Source organism: Leptospira kanakyensis (genome assembly GCF_004769235.1).
GTDB lineage: Bacteria > Spirochaetota > Leptospiria > Leptospirales > Leptospiraceae > Leptospira_A > Leptospira_A kanakyensis.
This window is the reverse complement of sequence record NZ_RQFG01000008.1, coordinates 1-2,212: the sequence shown is the minus strand read 5'-3', so window position 1 is coordinate 2,212 and position 2,212 is coordinate 1. Positions and strand designations below refer to the sequence as shown.

General features: G+C 34.9%; 2 protein-coding genes. Both read left to right on the top strand.

What is annotated here, in order from left to right:
• The first annotated feature begins 107 nt into the window (after positions 1-107).
• Positions 108-1,031 (top strand): AbiTii domain-containing protein, encoded by a 924-nt coding sequence (locus tag EHQ16_RS07925; protein ID WP_135636170.1) that lies wholly within the window; start codon positions 108-110, stop codon positions 1,029-1,031.
• 198 nt (positions 1,032-1,229) lie between these two features.
• Positions 1,230-1,982: a hypothetical protein gene (locus tag EHQ16_RS07920; RefSeq protein WP_135636168.1), complete on the top strand. Its 753-nt coding sequence runs from the start codon at positions 1,230-1,232 to the stop codon at positions 1,980-1,982.
• Positions 1,983-2,212: the final 230 nt, after the last annotated feature.

The following is a 2,212-nucleotide window of genomic DNA, read 5'->3' as shown; positions in this document are numbered from 1 at the left end:
ACGCAAGAAGCGCGCCGACGCTAACGCCTCTGCGAGGCTCAGCTACGAGGAACGTCGTCTCCACTAGTTCGTTATGCGCAACTATTTCAAAATAACTTAAGAAACACATGGATACATCAAAATCAGAACATGTTATTAATCTAGCCAGAGAAATTCTAGATGATATAGAACTCTCACGGTTAGGAGCACAAGCAATATTGCTTAAAACAACCAGACTTGCAAGATATGTTGATGAAGAAGAAATTAGGGCTTGGCTTAGATTTGAAATGCAGGGATTTTCGGATGATCCAATTGCCTTAAAATATATGTCGAAGACCAGCCGTTGGACAGATTTCAAAAAAAAAGAAGGATATTGGGGCTCTCTAGCAAAAATTGAAGCTACTGCTGAAGCTCAAAAACAAAAGCTTTCGCTAATTAGGATCCCTGACACAAGCGGCGATAGGGCGATTTTTGTAATCGATCGAGTGACAACACAAATGAACGATGCCTCACACAATATCGCAAAACTAGAAAGCATTAAATCAATTGTAATCTCTCTTATTCATGATTTTGTAGCCAATGTATATTATCAAAAAACATTTGATAATGTAGCTGAAGGTATTTTTGATAAATACAAAAAGGATATTGATATATTAATAGCAGCAAATTCAGGTGATATTCTAGGTCAAATACCTGCAGTTGTAGACAGATTATCAAATGAAGATAAAGAATCAATTAGCCAAGCTTTAAACACATGTAGAAGAATAGTCGACTCTTTCGCCAATCATATCTTTCCTGCAAGAGAGGATTCTATTGAAATTGGAGGAAATATACTTTCACTTAAACAAGATAAAGTCTTAAACAGAATTAACGCCTTTATCCAACTAAATACAGAAAGTGAATCGAGGAAAAAGAAGTTACGACAAAATTTATCAAATTTGTACGATAGAACTTCTGCAGGTGTTCATTCAGATATCGATACAAACGAAGCGAAAAGTCTTTTTTTTAATACCTATCTTTTATTAGGTGAAATATTAAGTTTAAAAAAATAGCTGCGCATAACATCCGCTAACCACTTCGCTTCGGGACTTACGCCCTCGCTCGGTCTGCGACACATAGGCTTTTGTCACTCCTCTTGCTTTACGCAAGCGTCGTGCCAATCCCTAACGCCTCTGCGAGGCTCAGGGCCAGCCTACGTCGGTTAGCTAGTTCGTTATGCGTAATAAAGTAATTTATAAGTTGAGGTAAAAATGAGATTTATATCAATTGTAGTAATACCAATAACAATAATCATTTCAATATACTTCTTTATTGATGAAAGTGCAAACAATGAAATATTCAATTCTTTTACCGGATTGATATCCGGAAGCCTATTAAGTTTTTATGTGACTTCAACATACGAAGCATTAAAATATAGAATTAGTGAGAAGAATATCAGACTGAAATATATATCCAAAACAGATCTCATTCTAAACAATAATCTAAAAAACTTAATTCATAATTTTAAGGCGTTAAACCATTTTGAAGAAAATTTAGATAAGCCGCTGTTACAAGAATTAAAAATCTATACATTTACTACAAACACAGACGAGTTTCTTTCAATCAATGATTCAGAAGTTATAATAAAAATTTCAAATTGTTTACTTCATTTTGAACATATTGCCACTAATTTAGAAAATTTAAAAAACTTTCATTCAAAATTCAATATCGACTTCGAAAAGGCACTTCGAGAAAGAAAATCAGACTTAATTCAGTTTCAAATTCAAGAATTTATTAATAAATCAGCAAGGTTAAGAATAATTATTAGAAGCAGTATCAGCGAAGCACGAGAAGTCGCTATTGACACCATCTCCTTCTTGCAAGCAAACGCAAAACGAATAAAACTATCAAAATTCGAAAAATTCTTTTTTGGTAATATTACAATGATTTATACGAACAATCTAGACAAAGATTACTTAGAAGAAAGAGTAAATGTCCTAAATAATACATTCAAACTTATCTAGCTTTACTACGCATAACAGCGACTTAACGCTTCGCTGCGGGACTTACGCCCTTGCTCGGTCTGCGACACATTCCCCTCTGGCACTCCTCTTGCCTCTGCAAGCGTCGTTCCAGTCCCTAACGTCCCTTACAGGGACTCAGGGTCGGGGAACGTCGTTAAGTCTAGTTCGTTATTTGCAATATTCGATAATTAAGTTTAAAAATCTTTTCAAATGTATTCCTTTTCACAATC

Bases quoted from the DNA above. Each gene is read 5' to 3' on its own strand.
- EHQ16_RS07920 (WP_135636168.1), top strand. From the start codon at position 1,230: ATGAGATTTATATCAATTGTAGTAATACCAATAACAATAATCATTTCA.
- EHQ16_RS07925 (WP_135636170.1), top strand. From the start codon at position 108: ATGGATACATCAAAATCAGAACATGTTATTAATCTAGCCAGAGAAATT.